Raw genomic sequence first — 16,070 nt, 5'->3', positions numbered from 1 at the left:
CGGTGCCAAGAACTCCCGCCGCTTCTGCGACATCGGGCCGCGACCCAACCCTTCGGAACACGACGAGACGACATGCGAGAACCCCTATCCGAGTAGTCCTCGTTGCGATGTCGCTGCAAACCGCGGTGCCCAGTACGAGGCCACCTGTCGACGGCGCTTGGAAATGGGCCATAACGACGCGCCGCATCTGCTCGATTTTCAAGCGCCGCCGATAGAAACCACCCGGTCGAAAGCGAGAAACCACCCCGACAGCTTGGATGGGTGATCTCTGTGGAGGATTGGGCTCTGATTCGACGGCTGGTGGCGGACGATGTTTCGCAGCGGCAGGTCACGCGGGACTTGGGCATCGGACGGTCGACGGTGGCGCGGGCAGTGGCCTCAGATGGGCCGCCGAGGTACGAGCGGCCGGCGGTGCCGACGGCGTTCACGCCGTTCGAGCCGTACGTGCGGGAACTACTGAAGACGACGCCGGACAATGCCGGCGACGGTGCTCGCTGAGCGGGTCGGGTGGACGGGGTCGATCACGTGGTTCCGCGAGGATGTGCGGCGACTTCGGTCTGAGTACCGACGGGTTGACCCGTCAGATCGGCTGACGTGGCTGGCCGGGGATGCTGCGCAGTGCGACCTGTGGTTCCCGCCGAGGAAGGTCCCACTCGAGGACGGCTCGACAGTCCCGCTGCCGGTCATGGTGATCACCGCGGCTCTCCGCTTCATGGTGGCGAAGATGGTCCCGCGGCGCCACACCCCAGGACTTGGCGATGTGGCTGTTGCTGCAGCAGCTGGGACGGGTCCCGCGCGGGTTGATCTGGCACACCGAATCCGGCATCGGCGGCAAACGGCGCAGAAGGCGTCGGCGCGTTCACCGGCACCTGGCCACCTCGCTGGTCAGCCTCAAGCCCTACGCCCCCGAGTCGATGGGTCCGGTGGAACGCAGGAACGGGTTCTTCGAGACCTCCTTCATGCCCTGGCGGGGACTTCAGCTCGCCGGCCGACTTCGACGCCCAGTTCGGCCAGTGGTTGGCCACGGCGAACGCGAGGGTGGTGCCCACGATCAAGGCCAGATCAGTCGATCTGCTCGACGCCGACAGGGCGGCGATGTTGCTGCTGCCACCGGGCGTGCCCGCAGTGGATGGGTCAACCGGGTCCGGCTGAGACGTGCCTACTACGTCCGCATCGACAGCAATGACTACTGCGTCGACCCAAACGTGATCGGCTGAGTGACCTCGTGAGTGATTCTGGTGGGGCTATACCCCCACCAGAATCACTCACCAGCGGACCAACTGTTGACGGCGCTCGAAACCGAGCTGTTTCGGCGGGCGGGGAGTGCGTTCGCAGCAGCAAGTCGGTTGTCTTCCGAGTCGGGAGCCCGCCCGCGGTGAACCTCGAGTACCCGCAAATCATCAGCAGCAGGGCAGCAAAGCCGACAGCCGTCCTCGACCGCGATCGTGCGCGCCGGAAACCACGGATGGCACTACTCGCTCCGCTGGCTGGTGAGTGGTTTTAGTGGGGGTATACCCCCACCAGACTCACTCAACAGACCACAACCCGTTTCGGTCGCTGTCATCATCGGTGCGACCGTGATCAGGCGGAGGAATCGGCCCAGCTCGGCCGGGAACCCGATCCAAGCGTTGCCTTGCGTCACCGAAGTCAGTCACACAGCCTGGCGAACCGCCGAGCGCACGGCGGACTGGTCGGACGAGATGTCCGTGACGGCGTCTATCGAAGTTCCGCCAACGTCCGCCGCAGGGAGGTCACGATCGCTTCCGGCTGGAGGCCCAGGGCTCGCATTCCGCGAACGTATGCCTCGGTCAACCCGACCACCTGATCACCCAGGTCATCCGCCCCCGGACCGAGCACGATCGTTCCCTGGCGACCCGCGGTTCGGACAAACCCATCGCCCTCCAGCTCCCGATACGTGCGTGCCACCGTGTTGGGGGCGATGGTCAGCTCGCCGGCGAGTTGGCGCACTGCGGGAAGCCGGTCTCCGGCGACGAGCTCGCCGGACCGGATCTGCCACGCGACTTGATCGCGCAACTGCTCCCAGAGTGGAACCTCGGAGCGCGGATCAACAAACAGCATCGGTCAACCCCCGACTCGGGGTCCCGATCAGAATCTCCGGGCAACGAACGTGTCAGATGCAGGGGAAATGCTGCTCAGGACGGGATTTGTATCAGCACAAAGACCGTACCCATCCCAGCCGACCCCATCCGGCAGACGCGCCGCGCCTCCTGGGGCACGCGTCAATACGATCAGCTGCGGCGGATCCGCACCACGGTCGTGACCTCCGCCTGCGGATGAGCACGCACATCAAGCACTTGGGCCTGGAGGCGGTTCTTGCTCAGGTATCCGGCCACACCACGCACCTCATCCGCTGCACTCGACCCCTTCAACGCCAGCACGGCGCCGCGCGGACCCAGCAGGCCGATTACCCAGGGCAACAGCTTCGCCAAAGGAGCGACTGCGCGGCAGGTGACGACGTCGTACGCCCCGTCATAGTCCTCAGCCCGACCGCGTTCCACACCGACCCGATCGCTTATCCCCAAGTTGTCCACAGCCTGGGTAAGAAAGTTATAGCGCCGCAAGAGGGGTTCGAGAAGCGTCATTCCCAGGTCCGGACGCAGGATCGCCAGCGGGATTCCCGGCAGACCGGCGCCGGATCCAACGTCGATGACCTCCGAACCCTCCGGCACCAGGTCGGCCAGGGCCACGGAGTTCAGCAGATGGCGCTCCCACAGCCGGTCCACTTCGCGCGGACCGATCAGCCCCCATTCGATGCCCTGGGTCGCCAGCACATTGCGGTACTCCTCAGCGAGATCAAAGCGTTCGCCAAAGACCTCCCGCGCGATTGCCACCGGGTCCGAGCCGGTGGACGTGGCGGGGCTCGAGAAACCGGCTTCGCCCAGGGCGCTGGTGGGACTGGAGGAACCGGCTTCGCCGGGAGAGTACGCCGGCTTCGGCGCACCCCCGCTCCCGCCTTCGGGTCCGGTCATCGCGTGCCGATCAGGCCGGCATGACGACGACGCGACGGTTCGGTTCCTCACCGTCGGACTCGCTCGTGAGCCCCGCCGCCGCCACCACGTCGTGAACAATCTTGCGTTCGAACGGGTTCATAGGCGTGAGCCGCACCGCCTCACCGGAAGCCTTGGCCTCCTCGACCGCATCGGATGCGAGATCCGTCAGTTCTCGCCGGCGCTTCTCACGATGCCCCGCGATGTCCAGCATGAGCCGGCTGCGCTTGCCCGTCTCTGTCATCACAGCCAGACGGCACAGATCCTGCAGCGCCTCGAGGACCTCGCCTTCCTTGCCGACGAGGACGTTCGCGTCGGTCACGATGGAGACGTGGGCGCGGCCGCCTTCGGTATAGGTGTCGATGTCGCCGTCGAGGTCCGCGATGTCGAGCAGCTCCTCCAGATAGTCGGCCGCGATATCGCCCTCCTCATCGAGGGCCACGAGCTTGGCGGAACGCCCCGACCGCTCTGCGGTGTCGTCCTCCGACTCATCGTCGTCGGCATCGTCATCCGACTCGTCGCTCGAGTCGTCATCGTCCGCGTCGTCGTCATCCGAGTCGTCGTCATCCGAGTCATCCTCGGCGTCGGCATCGTCGTCCGCGTCAACCTCGTCCGATTCCACGTCATCGCCGCTTTCGTCGTGCGCAGTGTCGTCCGCGGCGGCGTACGCATCAGAATCCCGCACGTCCAGGACGCCACCGTCCGGAGACTCAACCACCTCCGCACTCTCGGTCGTTTCCTGCTCGACGGGGTTCGCAGAATCGCTCAACTCAGATCTCCTTCACGAAACCGTGGCGCAACACCACGGGTGGCCATTGGTCGGCCGGGGATGGGTGTGGCGCCCGCCCTCGGCAGGCGCCACCTGAACTATCTCTTGCGGTTGGACCGCGTCTGACGACGGGGCTGTTGACGCTGCACCCGGGGACGTTCCGGCTGAACGTTCTCTGCTCCGAGCTCTTCGTTGGACGGTTCGCGCGTCTCGGCGACCGCCACGCTGTCCGCCTTCTTGGGCGGCTTCTGACCGGGCTTGAACGTCGACGGGTCATGGCCCTTCATGCGCATGCGGGCTTCCCAAGCGGCGTACGCCGGCGTGCCCGGGGTTGGCGACTGCCGGATCACATAGAACTGCTGGCCCATCGACCACAGGTTGGAGGCCGTCCAATAGATCAGCAGACCGATCGGGAAGGCGACGCCACCGATGCCGAAGATGACCGGGAACAGATACAGCATCATCTTCTGCTGCTGCGCCATCGGCCCGGTCATGGCCTCCGGCGGCATGTTCTTGGCGCTGAGTTGCAGCTGCACATAGAACTGGCTGGCCACCATGGCAAGGATCAGCACGAGAGCGACGATCTGGTCGGCCCCGAAGCTGTCCATCGGCAGGAAGGTGCCGGCCAGGTTCGCCCCGAGGATCGTGGCCTGCCCGATCGAGTCGACGAGCTCCTGGGTCATGAACGCGCCCTTGACCTGACCCCTGGCGGCTGCGTTCAGGACCTGGAACAGGGCGAAGAAGATGGGCATCTGCAGCAGCAGCGGGAAGCAGGACGCCATGGGGTTGACGCCTTCCTCCTTGTACATCTTCATCGTTTCCTGACCGAGCTTCTCCCGGTCGTGGGCGTACTTCTTCTGGAGCTCCCGCACCTTCGGCTGCAGCGTCATCATGTTCCGCGACGAGCGGATCTGCTTGACGAACAGCGGGATGAGCAGCGTCCGGATGACGACGGTCAGGACGATGATCGACAGCGTCCAAGTCAGGCCGGAGTCCGGACCGAACAACGGCGAGAAGAGGTTGTGCGCGAGCACGAGCAGGCCGGACACGGCCCAGTGCAGCGGCGCCATGATCGTGTCCCAGAAGCCGGCCATCGGGACAAGCATCGGGGCCAATGTCTCCATCAATTCTTTCCTTGGGGATCAACAGGCGGGTATGCCACGGAGTCGAACTCCGCAGCCGGGTCAGTGGTTCCAGTCTCGCCGTGGGAGCAGGTCGTCCCGTGCTTCTCAGGGTCCGCTCCGGGTCCGGCTGCTGCCTTTTCGCGTTGTTCGCGCTCCCAGTCAGCAGCGGCGGGCGTCCCCGGCACCGGGTCGTAACCCCCGGTCGACCACGGATTGCAGCGCGCGATCCGGCTGACGGTGAGCCAGGAGCCGCGCAGTGCGCCGTGCACCTGGACCGCCTCGAGCCCGTACGCCGAGCAGCTCGGGTAGTACTTGCACACGTTTCCGTAGATCGGGCTGATCACCGCGCGCCACAACCGGATGAACCCGATGAGGAGCCATTTCATGGCCGCACCCTCTCCGGACGCTTTTCGAGCCGCTTCAAACAGGTCTCCCAGGCCCCGGTCAGGTCGGTGCCGAGTGCCGCGTCGGGGTGAGCAGCCGGAGGCAGGGCGCGCACGACCACGCACGTGCCCTGAGGCGTACGCTCCAACAACGGCCGACTCAAGTGCCGCAGGCGACGCCTGACCCGGTTGCGAATCACCGCGTTGCCGACGGCCTTGGACACGACGAAACCGACCCGCACGCTCACTGGTTCTGATTCAGCAGCCGAGGTTCCGACTGCCCGCGAATCTGCCGCCTGCGGATCGGCTCGAAGGGCACTCACCACCACAGTGGTTCGCCCGGCGCGCACGCCGGACCTGATCGTGCGCCGGAATTCCGGCGCCGACCGCATCCGGGACGCCTTGGGCAGCACGGGTGCTGCTGCGCGTGGTCGGTCAGCCGGCCAGCTTGACCCGGCCCTTGCGGCGCCGGGCGGCCAGGATGGCGCGCCCCGCACGGGTGCGCATCCGGAGACGGAAACCATGGGTGCGGCTGCGGCGCCGGTTGCTCGGCTGGAAGGTGCGCTTGCTCACGGGACAACCCCATATTCTTCGTAGGCTTCGGACATTGTTCTCGGTCACGCCCGAAACAGGGCGCACAGAAAGGTGGCCGGACGTCCCGGCGACCTCACTACGGTACGCGGACACACCCCATCGGTCAAACGAACTACTCACGGTGGACACGTCCACTCGACACGCCGAGATGGGAAGACAGGGTGTTGCGATCGTCGGGTGGCTTGCTCTACGGTCGCATCTCAAGTCGGCTGCACGGCTGACCTGGACGATGTGGTGTACGCACAAGAGTGTGGGGTACCCACAGCCTGTGGACAATTGTGTGGGAAAGTCGAATTCCGCTTGCGGGACACCCCCGTGAGCCCAGCCAACCTCGGGGTGCGCTTTGGATGACTTCGGCCTGTCGGATCCTTCGAGGGGCTTCGGCCGGAATGACGCCGGACGCGCGGAACCCACGCTGCAGGAGGCCTGGGACCACATCGTGGCGCAGGCCCCGGCGGAACACCGCAGTTGGCTGCGTCGCACCCGGCCGCTGACCGTCCACCAGTCCACGGTGATGGTCGCGGTTCCCGATGAGTTCACTCGCGAGCGCGTCGAATCACGTCTGCGCCAGAGCATCGAGGCGTCACTCTCTCAGTTCTTCAGTCGAGACAGCCGCCTCGCCATCACGATCGATCCCACGCTGCTCGAGGTGGTCCCGGAACCCGAACCCGCGGCCCCCGCGCAGGATGGTCCGGCCGAATCCGGGTTGGACGAACCGACGCGACCCCTGGTCCCGGTCAACACCGGCAGTGTTACCTCGACGTCGGCCTTCGACTCCCGACTCAACCCGAAGTATTCGTTCGAGAGCTTCGTCATCGGCGCGTCCAACCGATTCGCCCATGCCGCGGCCGTCGCGGTGGCCGAGGCGCCGGGCAAGGCGTACAACCCGTTGATGATCTATGGCTCGTCGGGACTCGGAAAAACCCACCTGCTGCACGCGCTCGGCCATTACGTGCGCAACTACTACGACCGCGTCCGCGTCCGGTATGTCTCGACCGAGGAGATGACGAACGACTTCATCAACTCGATCTCCGAGAACAAGACCGCTGAGTTCCGCCGGCGCTATCGCGATGTCGACGTCCTGCTCATCGACGACATCCAGTTCCTGGAGTCGAAGATCCAAACGCAGGAGGAGTTCTTCCACACCTTCAACACGTTGCACAATGCCCAGAAGCAGATCGTGATGACCTCCGACCGCCCGCCCAAGCTGCTCGAGGCCCTCGAGCCCCGACTCCGCAGCCGGTTCGAGTGGGGCCTCATCACCGACGTCCAGGCGCCCGACCTCGAGACCCGCATCGCGATTCTCAAGAAGAAGGCCGCTCAGGAACGTCTCACGGTGTCGCTCGACGTTCTCGAGTTCATCGCCTCCAAGGTGCAATCCAACATCCGCGAGCTGGAGGGGGCGCTCATCCGCGTCACCGCGTTCGCGAGCCTTAACCGGCAGGAGGTCGACATGGACCTCACGATGCAAGTGTTGAAGGACCTGATTCCGGATGGTGGGGAGACGCCGATCACGGCGTCGCTGATCATCGCCCAGACCGCGCAGTATTTCTCATTCGCCGTCGATGACCTCTGCGGATCGTCGCGCACCCATGCGCTCGCGACCGCTCGTCAGATTGCGATGTATCTCTGTCGGGAGCTCACCGACCTGTCCCTGCCGAAGATCGGTGCGGAGTTTGGCGGTCGGGACCACACGACGGTGATGCACGCAGACCGCAAGATTCGACAGCTGATGACCGAGCGTCGAACGATCTATAACCAAGTCACCGAGCTCACCAGTCGCATCAAACAGCAGGCTGCTCAGCGCTGATGCGCGGTGCCGCTCGTCGTCGACGACCCCGCGAATAGGCCCCATCCCCCGCATGGGTCCCATCCCTCAACTGGACGCCGCGTCACGGTCAGCCCTCAGAGAGGCGTCTTCAGATAGGCATTGATGTGTCGGCGCACCAAATCCGGCACGTCGACTGCTTCGCGGTCATAGAGCCACTGGACCTGCAAACCGTCCATCAGAGCGGCCAGAGCGACTCCCAGGCCGTCGGTGGCCACGCCATCGCGCAGCTCGTCCTCGGCACTCAACCGGTCGAACATCGACTGAAGCGCGTCGATCACTTTCTGATAGCGCTGTTTGAAAAAGCCGTGAGCCGGATGCTCAGCATCCGTCGACTCGGCGGACAGCGTTGCGAACAGCTCGATCATCCCTGGTGTCGTCGAGTTGTGCTCGGCGAGTTTGAGCACCCGTGCGGCGTAGTCCCGGCCGCTCTCGCCCTGTTCGGCCAGACCGAACGTCATCTCGTCGCTGTCGTCGCGCCGTGCCAGGACGGCGCTCAACAGCTCTTGCTTCGAGTGAAAGTGATAGAGCAGACCTGGATGCGTGATACCCACTCGTTGCGCGATGTCCCGCAGCGAGGTCCCCCGATATCCCACTTCCCCGAACAGCTCCACGGCCGCCGAGAGAATTTGTTCGCGGCGCCGTCCTCCTTTGCTAAGAGTTTCCCCAACCATGGCGCCAGTCTCCACCGCCGGAGGGGGAGATACCAAGCTGACCGCACCCCAATTTCTAAGGTCATGGTCAGGTGATCCGGCTGACCGGTCAACCTGTGCACAGCTGTGGATAACGTGTGGACAGCACGATGGTCCGTCCCCAATTCGTCCGTGGTGAATGTGCACGGGCACACCACCGGCCAGGACGATCCTCAAATCCTCCCCGTGTAGTTTTCTGCGATCCACACCCTCACCAACGCCCCCAAACATGCGCCGACCAGCGCAAACGGCCAGTTGTCCACAGTTTCCCCAACCGTGATGACAATTACTGAATTACAAATTTCAAGGTTCGAGAGAAGTCACGCAGAACGCCAACCTGGGGACAGAAGTGTCATTCCCGCGTCCGCCTGATCACCTGACCCAGGCCTCGGCACGATCTAGCAGACATGGGTATGATCACAGCGCCGTCGAGCCCGCGTTTCTTTGATTCCTGGCCGACTTGAGGGCCCTGGATGCGACCGGATGCTTCCAAGGTTGACGACCGGCAAGGAGGAATGGTGAAGATCCGCCTCGAGCGTGACGTGTTGGCCGATGCCGTGGCGTGGGCTGCGCGCAGTCTGCCGAATCGGCCCAGCGTCCCGATCCTCGCCGGTCTGCTGATCCGCGCAGACTCCAATGGTGTCGTCCTGTCGAGTTTCGACTACGAGACCTCCGCCCAGATCAGTGTGCGCGCCGAGGTGGCCGACGAGGGCGAGGCGCTCGTCTCCGGCCGGCTGCTCGCGGACATCTCCCGCTCCCTGCCGAACAAGCCAGTCGAGATCTCTGCCGACGACTCCCGCATGGAACTCGTTTGTGGATCGGCCCGGTTCACGCTGCAGACCCTTCCGGTCGCCGAATACCCGGCGCTGCCGACCATGCCCGAGTCCGCCGGTCGCATCGCATCGGCGGACTTCGCCGAGGCCGTGAGCCAGGTCGTCGTGGCGGCCGGCCGAGACGAGCTTCTGCCCGTGTTCACGGGCGTACGCATGGAGATCGACGGCGACACAATCTCGCTGCTGGCCACCGACCGCTATCGGATGGCGCTGAAGGAGATCACCTGGCAGCCCGACAGCCCACAGGCGAGCGGTGCCGCGCTCGTCCCCGCCAAAGTGCTCGCCGACACGGCGAAATCAATGACCTCCGGCGATGCCGTGACGGTGTCGATGGCCGGCTCCGGCGCCGGCACGGACGGCATCATTGGCTTCTCGGGCAGTGGCACCGGTGGCGTCCGCGAAACGACCACACGCCTGCTCGACGGGGACTTCCCCAAGGTGCGCCACCTCATGAACATCCAGCCTGCCCTGACCGTCCGCGCGGACACCGCCGAACTGATCGCCGCCGCCAAGCGTGTGGCCCTCGTCGCTGAGCGCAACACTTCGCTGCGGATGATGATCGAGGAGGACTCGGTCGTCCTCGAAGCAGCAACGGGTGATCAGGCGCAGGCGTCGGAGGCGATCTCGGCCGCGGTGGAGAACCTCTCCGGTGGCGAGCCCCCCATCACCGCCGCCGGCTTCAACCCGACCTACCTGCTGGACGCCTTGAGCGTGCTGGACGCGCCCTTCGCTCACTTCTCATTCACTGCCCCTGGCAAACCGTGCCTCATCACCGGGTTGGCCGAGCTCGACGGCGATCAACTGCTGGATTATCGCCACGTGATCATGTTGATGCGGCTGCCGGGCTGACGTTCTACCCTGATCCAGGGAGCAACCAGGAGGACCACGTGGCGCAGGGTATTTGGCAAGCAACCGATCATCGCCCCGTGAGCGTCGCAGACGCGGACCGGGAATGGACCCTGCGAGCGACGGAGATCCTCACGGAGGTTGCGGGCCGCTATGGCCGCACGATCGAGTACGCCGACCTGGGCGCCGAGGTCCAACGCCGCTCCGGGATCCTGACCGACATGCCCTTCGCGGTGTGGCTGGATGACGTGCTGCGGGAGGTCGGCAGCCGGTGCCGCGAAGCGGGCAAGCCGGCGCTCAGCCTGCTGGTCGACGATCCCGACAGCAAGGTCGACCCGACCGCCCGGCAATCGGTTTATGAGTCCTATGGGGCGAAGGTGCCCCGTGCCAAGACCTCCTCGAGCCGGTCGCCGCGCACCCGATCCCTCGGTTCGAGCAACAGTGGTTCGAACACGGGCGCGAGCAGGGGCGGCACGAGCCCGAAACGCACGGTCAAGCCGGCGGAACGCCGTCGGCCGCTGTGCCCGACCTGTTTCGTCGAGCTGCCGTCCACCGGAGTGTGCGACAACTGCGAGTGAGATCCTGACGTCCCGGCTCGGCAACTTCGGGCAAGGGCTGTGTCGTCGACCAGGCCTTCGTCATATCGTGTGAGGCGGGATCCCGAGTGAGGAGCACGCTATGCAAATGGGACTGGTCGGACTGGGCAGGATGGGCGGCAACATGCGTGAGCGGTTGCGCCGGGCGGGCCACACGATCATCGGCTATGACACCAATCCCGAGGTATCGGACAGCGCCAGCACCGCCGACATGGTGGCTCAGCTGACCGAGAGCCCGCGGGTCGTCTGGATCATGGTCCCCGATCGCATTGTCGACTCCGTGATCGACGACGTCGCTCAGCACCTGAGTCCGGGGGACATCGTCATCGACGGCGGCAACTCCAGGTGGAGCAACGACATCCCGCGTGCCGAACGCTTGGGCGCCAACGGGGTGCACTATCTCGATGTGGGCGTCTCGGGCGGTGTCTGGGGTCTGCAGCAGGGCTACGCGCTCATGGTCGGCGGTGATGCCGAGGACGTCGCCGTGCTCGAGCCGATCTTCCAGGCACTCAAGCCCGAGGGCGAGTTCGGCTATGTCCACGCCGGCGGCCACGGCGCCGGACATTTCACGAAGATGGTCCACAACGGGATCGAGTACGCCATCATGCAGGCCTATGCCGAGGGCTGGGAGCTCCTCGAGGCGGCCGAGCACGTGACCGATGTCCGGGAAACGTTCCGGTCGTGGCGCGAGGGATCGGTCGTGAAGTCGTGGCTGCTGGATCTCGCGGTCAACGCGCTCGATGCCGACGAACACCTGGACGGAATCCGTGGCTATGCCGATGACTCGGGCGAGGGTCGCTGGACGGTCGAGGCAGCCATCGATCTGGCGGTTCCGGTCCACACGATCGCGAGTTCGCTGTTCGCCCGCTTCACCTCCCGCCAGGAGGACTCGCCGGCCATGAAGATGATCGCCGCGATGCGCAACCAGTTCGGTGGCCACGCGATCAAGGAACGGTGACGCCGGTCCGCAACCAGGACACCCAGACACTCGGTGACACGGCCCTCCACCTCGCAACACGGGCCCTCACCCTGCATCGCCACGTCCACTCTCCGACGCGCATGCGTGTCACTAGGTCGCAGTCAGGATGCAGAGTGACGCGCCATGCAGCGAGGTCGACTGCCAGGGACCCCAACCACACGGCATCGAGCCACCGACTCGCAACCCGCTTGGCCGAGCCTCCGCCGCACGCTCCGGCGACTCCCGGAAACCCGGCCTAGACTTCCTTGGCGTGTATGTCGATCACCTCTCGCTCGCCGACTATCGCTCCTATCCGAGCGTCGATGTCGCGCTGACTCACGGGGTGACCGTCTTCGTCGGCGCCAACGGCCAGGGCAAGACCAACCTGGTCGAGGCGATCGAGTTCCTGTCCACGCTCACCTCGCACCGGGTCGCGTCGGAGGTCCCGTTGGTCCGGGCGGGTGCGGAGCGGGCGGTGGTGCGGGCCGGCGTACGCGCGGGCCTGGTCGACGATCGCCGCATCCTGTTGGAGATCGAGATCAACCCGGGCAAGGCGAATCGCGCGCGGCTCAACCGGTCACCGCTCCCGCGGCCACGTGATCTCGTCGGGATGCTCCGGACCGTGGTGTTCTCTCCCGAAGACCTGTCGGTGATCAAGGGTGATCCCGCGGCGCGGCGGGCCTTTCTCGATGCGCTCGTGGTGAACCGTTGGCCGCGGATGGCCGGCGTGCGCGCCGACTATGACCGCATTCTGAGGCAGCGCAACAGCCTGCTGAAGTCGATGGCGGGGCGGCAGGGCCCGGTGGATGAGTACGCCGACGCGACACTCGAGGTCTGGAACTCCCAGCTCGCCGCGGCGGGGAGCGAACTGTTGGAGGCCCGGTTGGACACGCTGGCGGATCTGATGCCGCACACCGCGGCCGCGTACGCCGGCATCGCCCCCACCAACAACCTTGCCGTCGCGGACTATCGGTGCTCGGTGGAACTTGGCGACGCCCGCGACCGCGCCGGGCTGGCGGCCGCCCTGGCCACCGCGATGACCGAAAATCGGGCGGACGAGGTGCGCCGCGGTGTCTCCCTGGTCGGACCGCACCGGGATGACGTGGTGTTCTCTTTGGGGGACCTCCCGGCGAAGGGTTACGCCTCCCACGGCGAATCCTGGTCCTTCGCGCTCTCCCTGAAGCTCGGGTCCTTCCAGTTGCTGAGGGCGGATGGGATCGAACCGGTGCTCGTGTTGGACGATGTGTTCGCCGAACTCGATGCGACGCGGCGCGAGCGGTTGGCGGCGGGGGTCGTCGAGGCGGAGCAGGTGTTGGTGACCGCCGCTGTCGGGGCCGATGTGCCGGACGTCCTGGCCGGACGGCGGTTCCGGGTTGCCGCGGGTGAGGTGCACCCTGACGCCATGGATCTGGAGGTGCGTGATGAGTGAGCCGACTGATGCGAGGGAGCGCGATCCCTCCAATGAGCCCGTCGAGCGCTCCGCCGAGCTCGCGGCCGCCGGCGAGGAGCACGACCCCACCGGTGTGGACCTGGCCCGGCAGATCGCGGCGTCGGTGTCGGCGCAGTCGCGCCCGGGCGTACGCAAACGTCGCCGCAAACCACCCCGCCCGACCGGACCGCAGTCCTCCGGGGCGCATCCCGATGACCGGGACCCGATGCTTGTCGGCGCGGCCCTCGATCGGTTGGTGGAGCAGAAGGGTTGGAACACGCAGGTCAACATCCACCTGCTGCTCGGCAACTGGCCGAAGCTCGTGGGGCCGGTCAACGCGGACCATTCCGCGCCAGAGGCGTTTGCCGACGGCGTGCTCACCGTGCGCGCCACCTCGACGGCATGGGCAACGCAGCTCCGAATGTTCGCACCTCAACTCGTCGCACGGCTGAACGGCGAGCTCGGGGACGGTTCGGTCACCCGCGTCATGGTGAAGGGCCCCGATGCACCGAGTTGGAAGCACGGGCGTCGGTCGGTGAAGGGCCGGGGCCCGCGGGACACGTACGGTTAGCGGACGAGCGCGCAGCCCTATCCGTGCCGGATGCGTTCGGCGCGGCGCCGCGCGAGGGGTACGCGAACCCAGCTCAGGATCCAGCCGAGGAACAGGAAGACAATGGCGCCTAGGCCGGCCCATTGGCCGTCGGTGACCAGCAGGCCGGTGATCGCGGAGCCGAGCAGCCACAGCCAGCCGGCTCCGAGCAGACCGCCCCAGATTGCGGCGATGCGTTCGCGCCTCGGGAAGCCCGCAAAATAGCGACCTCCTCCCTGCGGCAGTGACGCCCGCAGCGTCTTGGTCCCGCGCAGGACGATCACTGCGCCGACACCGAGCAGCGCCAACACCCACACCAATGCCCCGGCCGGATGCACCGACGCGGCCATGCCATAACCGATGACTCCACCGAACATCAGCCAGTGCAGCCACGCGAGCACGCTCACCAGTCGCTGATCGAACAGGAACACGGGGCTCTGGGCCTGCGGGCTGTCGGCGAGCACGGCGGCCATGCCGCGCGTACCCGTCGCCCAGTCCCCACCCTGGATCGCCACTCCGGCGAGATTGTGCTTGGCGCCACTGTGGTGCGGGTCGAGCTCGAGGGCAGTGCGGTACGCCCGCATCGCCTCCGCCGGATTCGACTCGTGCAGCACATAGCCCATGGCGAAGTGGTTCTTGGCAGAGTGTGGGTCCCGGCGGATGGCCTCGCCGGCGGCGGCGTACGCCTCAGTCAACCGCCCCAGATCTGTCAGCACCTGCGCCAACCGCTGGGGTGCATCCGGATCGTCGAGATCGAGGCGGGTTGCCACCGTCAACGGCTCGACCGCTTCGGCCGGCCGTTGCAGCATGTGCAGGGCGATGCCCAACAGCAGGTGTCCGCCATAGTCGCTCGGGGCGGCGCGCACGGCACGCAGCGCGTGTTCGCGACCCTCCTCGGCGCGCCCGGCCACGAGATGGGCCCGGGCCAGGCAGACCTCGATCGGTCCGGACTCCCCGGGATGGGTGCGCAGCAGCTGCAGCAACAGATCCATCGCCTGACTGTCCCGGCCCAGACTGACCAGTTCGTTGGCGCGCTGGAGTTGCCGACCGAGGTCGCTCACAGCAGTTTGTTCTGCTTCATATACGCGGCGAGGTCGGCGTACTCCCCACTCGGATCCGCATAGGTCACCACATTGCGCGCCATGTCGAACCACGGCCGCGCAGACGGCCGGACCTGCTTGAGCGCGGTGGCGAGGTCCTTCATCCCGATCATCCGGGCGCGGCCGGAGCGTACCGAATCGATCATCGCCAACTCGGCCGCACTTTCGCACAGGTGGGTGAGGTCGGCGCCGGTGAACCCGCGGGTGTCGCGGGCGAGCCTCGCGAGGTTGATCCCCTCGACCGGCCGGCGGGCGAGGTTGTGTTGCAGGATGGCGGCGCGGGCGGGTTCGTCGGGTGGGAGGACGAGCACGCTGCGGTCCAGGCGCCCCGGTCGTCGGAGGGCGGGGTCCACGTCCCACGGCGTGTTCGTCGCGGCTAGCACGAAGACGCCCTCGTTGTCGGAACCGACACCGTCGAGCTCCTGCAGGAGCTGGTTGACGACGTTGCGGAGGCTGTTGAACCCGCTCTGGGTGCGTTTGTGGCCGATCGCGTCGATCTCGTCGAGGAAGAGCACTGCCGGCGCAGAGCGGCGGGCGAGTTCGAACAGGTCGTGGAGGTTGCCCTCGGACTGCCCGATATACATGTCCAGCACGTCCGACAGCGTCACGTTGATGAAGCCGGCGCCCATCTCGCCGGCGATCGCGCGGGCGATGTACGTCTTTCCGCAACCCGGCGGGCCGTACAGCAGGAGGCCACCGCGGAGACTCTTGCCATAGAGCTGGCGCAACTCCGGGTTGCGCATCGGCGCGAGAAACGAGATCTCGAGGCGCTCCTTCACGTGCTGCATTCCGCCCACGTCCGCGAGCGTGATCCCGGCCCTCTCGACCTCCCACACGTCCTCGGGCGGGATGTGCTGCGGGGGCCCGTCATGGAGTTGCTCGGCCATGGGGTGCGCCGTCGGCTGGCTGTCGTTCGTTTCGTCGGTCACGAACATCGGCCCGGGCCCGTCAGTGAACTGTTCCTCGGCGACGGACCAGTTGAACGGTTCCTGGTCTTCGCGATCGCTCGCGTACGCCGCAGGTCCGCTCGGGGGCACCTCGGCCGTCGGCCCAGCTTCCTCGCGTGAGGCAGTGTGCTGCTCGGGCTGCTGGCTTGCCGGAGTGTGCTGCGCGAATGCCCGGCCCATGAGAGCGTGCGCTTGGGTGCTGGTCGGGTCGTGCTGGAGGGCGATGGCGCAGTGCTGCACGGCCTCGGGACCGCGCCCGTCCTGGATCAGCAGTTCAGCGAGATGCAGCCGCAGGGGCACATCGGTCGGCCGCGCCTCGACAGCGTGCAGGAGCGACTCGATCAGGGGGTTGGGCATGTCACCCATGCTAACCA

At 66.3% G+C, this 16,070-nt stretch carries 18 protein-coding genes; 8 read left to right on the top strand and 10 right to left on the bottom strand.

The window, feature by feature from the left end; genetic code table 11:
* Positions 1-270: 270 nt before the first annotated feature.
* Both ACQ260_RS10515 and ACQ260_RS10510 read left to right on the top strand, forming a co-directional pair.
* On the top strand, positions 271-498 hold the full coding sequence (locus tag ACQ260_RS10515) for a hypothetical protein (protein ID WP_432559384.1): 228 nt from the start codon (positions 271-273) through the stop codon (positions 496-498).
* 260 nt (positions 499-758) lie between these two features.
* Positions 759-1,217, top strand: coding sequence for a hypothetical protein (locus tag ACQ260_RS10510; RefSeq protein ID WP_432559383.1), 459 nt, complete (start codon positions 759-761; stop codon positions 1,215-1,217).
* A 499-nt stretch (positions 1,218-1,716) separates the two neighbouring features.
* On the opposite strand, the gene ACQ260_RS10505 is transcribed toward ACQ260_RS10510, so the two are convergent.
* From ACQ260_RS10505 to rpmH, 7 genes are all read right to left on the bottom strand, one after another.
* On the bottom strand, positions 1,717-2,079 hold the full coding sequence (locus ACQ260_RS10505; protein ID WP_432559382.1) for a GntR family transcriptional regulator: 363 nt from the start codon (positions 2,077-2,079) through the stop codon (positions 1,717-1,719).
* A 170-nt stretch (positions 2,080-2,249) separates the two neighbouring features.
* A complete protein-coding gene (gene rsmG / locus ACQ260_RS10500; RefSeq protein ID WP_432559381.1) occupies positions 2,250-2,990 on the bottom strand; it encodes a 16S rRNA (guanine(527)-N(7))-methyltransferase RsmG in 741 nt (246 codons plus the stop codon).
* Positions 2,991-3,000: 10 nt separating this feature from the next.
* Positions 3,001-3,630 (bottom strand): Jag family protein, encoded by a 630-nt coding sequence (locus ACQ260_RS10495; RefSeq protein ID WP_432559705.1) that lies wholly within the window; start codon positions 3,628-3,630, stop codon positions 3,001-3,003.
* Between the two features lie 245 nt (positions 3,631-3,875).
* A complete protein-coding gene (gene yidC / locus ACQ260_RS10490; protein WP_432559380.1) occupies positions 3,876-4,901 on the bottom strand; it encodes a membrane protein insertase YidC in 1,026 nt (341 codons plus the stop codon).
* Entirely contained in the window at positions 4,901-5,287 is a 387-nt protein-coding gene (gene yidD, locus ACQ260_RS10485; RefSeq protein WP_432559379.1) for a membrane protein insertion efficiency factor YidD, read from the bottom strand. Before yidD ends, yidC begins: the two co-directional genes overlap by 1 nt.
* A complete protein-coding gene (gene rnpA, locus ACQ260_RS10480; RefSeq protein ID WP_432559378.1) occupies positions 5,284-5,697 on the bottom strand; it encodes a ribonuclease P protein component in 414 nt (137 codons plus the stop codon). Before rnpA ends, yidD begins: the two co-directional genes overlap by 4 nt.
* Positions 5,698-5,719: 22 nt before the next feature.
* Entirely contained in the window at positions 5,720-5,857 is a 138-nt protein-coding gene (gene rpmH, locus ACQ260_RS10475) for a 50S ribosomal protein L34 (RefSeq protein WP_432559377.1), read from the bottom strand.
* Positions 5,858-6,236: 379 nt separating this feature from the next.
* Here rpmH and dnaA point away from each other — a divergent pair, with 379 nt between their 5' ends.
* Entirely contained in the window at positions 6,237-7,688 is a 1,452-nt protein-coding gene (dnaA, locus tag ACQ260_RS10470) for a chromosomal replication initiator protein DnaA (RefSeq protein WP_432559704.1), read from the top strand.
* A 95-nt stretch (positions 7,689-7,783) separates the two neighbouring features.
* Here the strand turns inward: dnaA and ACQ260_RS10465 are convergent, their stop codons facing one another.
* Entirely contained in the window at positions 7,784-8,380 is a 597-nt protein-coding gene (locus ACQ260_RS10465) for a TetR/AcrR family transcriptional regulator (protein WP_432559376.1), read from the bottom strand.
* Positions 8,381-8,916: 536 nt separating this feature from the next.
* On the opposite strand from ACQ260_RS10465, the gene dnaN reads away from it, so the two are divergent.
* The 5 genes from dnaN to ACQ260_RS10440 all read left to right on the top strand — a co-directional run bounded on the left by dnaN (position 8,917) and on the right by ACQ260_RS10440 (position 13,631).
* Positions 8,917-10,080 (top strand): DNA polymerase III subunit beta, encoded by a 1,164-nt coding sequence (dnaN, locus tag ACQ260_RS10460; RefSeq protein ID WP_432559375.1) that lies wholly within the window; start codon positions 8,917-8,919, stop codon positions 10,078-10,080.
* Positions 10,081-10,157: 77 nt separating this feature from the next.
* Positions 10,158-10,655 (top strand): hypothetical protein, encoded by a 498-nt coding sequence (locus ACQ260_RS10455; RefSeq protein ID WP_432559374.1) that lies wholly within the window; start codon positions 10,158-10,160, stop codon positions 10,653-10,655.
* Positions 10,656-10,755: 100 nt separating this feature from the next.
* Positions 10,756-11,631: a phosphogluconate dehydrogenase (NAD(+)-dependent, decarboxylating) gene (gene gnd / locus ACQ260_RS10450; protein ID WP_432559373.1), complete on the top strand. Its 876-nt coding sequence runs from the start codon at positions 10,756-10,758 to the stop codon at positions 11,629-11,631.
* A gap of 271 nt (positions 11,632-11,902) precedes the next feature.
* Positions 11,903-13,060, top strand: coding sequence for a DNA replication/repair protein RecF (recF, locus tag ACQ260_RS10445; protein WP_432559372.1), 1,158 nt, complete (start codon positions 11,903-11,905; stop codon positions 13,058-13,060).
* Positions 13,053-13,631, top strand: coding sequence for a DciA family protein (locus ACQ260_RS10440; protein ID WP_432559371.1), 579 nt, complete (start codon positions 13,053-13,055; stop codon positions 13,629-13,631). Before recF ends, ACQ260_RS10440 begins: the two co-directional genes overlap by 8 nt.
* 17 nt (positions 13,632-13,648) lie before the next feature.
* Here the strand turns inward: ACQ260_RS10440 and ACQ260_RS10435 are convergent, their stop codons facing one another.
* Together ACQ260_RS10435 and ACQ260_RS10430 are read right to left on the bottom strand one after the other, a co-directional pair.
* Positions 13,649-14,710 carry a tetratricopeptide repeat protein gene (locus ACQ260_RS10435; protein ID WP_432559370.1) on the bottom strand — a complete coding sequence of 354 codons (1,062 nt, stop codon included), beginning with the start codon at positions 14,708-14,710 and terminating at the stop codon, positions 13,649-13,651.
* The gene (locus tag ACQ260_RS10430; RefSeq protein WP_432559369.1) at positions 14,707-16,053 is read right to left on the bottom strand and encodes an AAA family ATPase; all 1,347 of its coding nucleotides are present in this window, start codon (positions 16,051-16,053) and stop codon (positions 14,707-14,709) included. The genes ACQ260_RS10435 and ACQ260_RS10430 overlap by 4 nt, the downstream gene beginning before the upstream one ends.
* Positions 16,054-16,070: the final 17 nt, after the last annotated feature.

Origin of the sequence: Ammonicoccus luteus, from assembly GCF_050880385.1 — a bacterium.
Taxonomy (GTDB): Bacteria; Actinomycetota; Actinomycetes; order Propionibacteriales; family Propionibacteriaceae; genus Enemella.
This window is presented reverse-complemented; position numbering and strand designations above follow the sequence as displayed.